The sequence below is a fragment of the Oceanivirga salmonicida genome (assembly GCF_001517915.1).
In the GTDB taxonomy this organism is placed as follows: Bacteria; Fusobacteriota; Fusobacteriia; order Fusobacteriales; family Leptotrichiaceae; genus Oceanivirga; species Oceanivirga salmonicida.
The window spans coordinates 1-582 of record NZ_LOQI01000162.1; the positions used below are offsets into that span (position 1 = coordinate 1).

Consider the following 582-nt stretch of genomic DNA (forward strand, 5'->3'; position numbering starts at 1 on the left):
TTTTTCTTTTTTTTCTTTATATATACACAACTTTTAACATTTTTATTTCTCCTTTATTTTAATATTGTTATTTTTACCTTTATTCCCATTTTTTTTTGCTTCATTAATTACCCTTTCAAAATTATTTAATTGTGATTAACATAATTTTTTATTATTTGCAGGAGAATTTATTTGTATTGAATTAAAGATTTTTATTTATCGTAATTTTCTTTATACTCAAACATTTCCATTATTTTTTCGCCCAATTCTTTTGCACTTGGTTTTTCATTAAAAATATATCTATATTCATTACCATTAAAATCCTCAAACGGAGAATAACCGTATCCATCTTTCATTTTTAATTTTAATTCATATTTATTTTCATAAAATTCAAAACTTATGAGATTATATACTGACGCTACTTTTGAATCGCTAGAACAATTATAAAAACTTTTACTCCATTTTATATCAGTAGAATATTCTATTATTTCATCATCACATTGTTCTAATGCCCATAATGAAAGTTCTCCTGTTTTTTTACTATCTTTCTTACTTAAAAAAGAAGTTACTCCATAATTTTTCTCTGCTATTAATCCTATTTTT

1 protein-coding gene is annotated in these 582 nt (G+C 22.0%); it reads right to left on the minus strand.

All coding sequences use genetic code 11. The annotated features are described in order from the left end of the window. Positions 1 to 191 precede the first annotated feature (191 nt). A partial coding sequence (locus AWT72_RS09855) for an osmolarity sensor protein EnvZ (protein WP_082680607.1) occupies positions 192 to 582 on the minus strand: 391 nt, incomplete at its 5' end.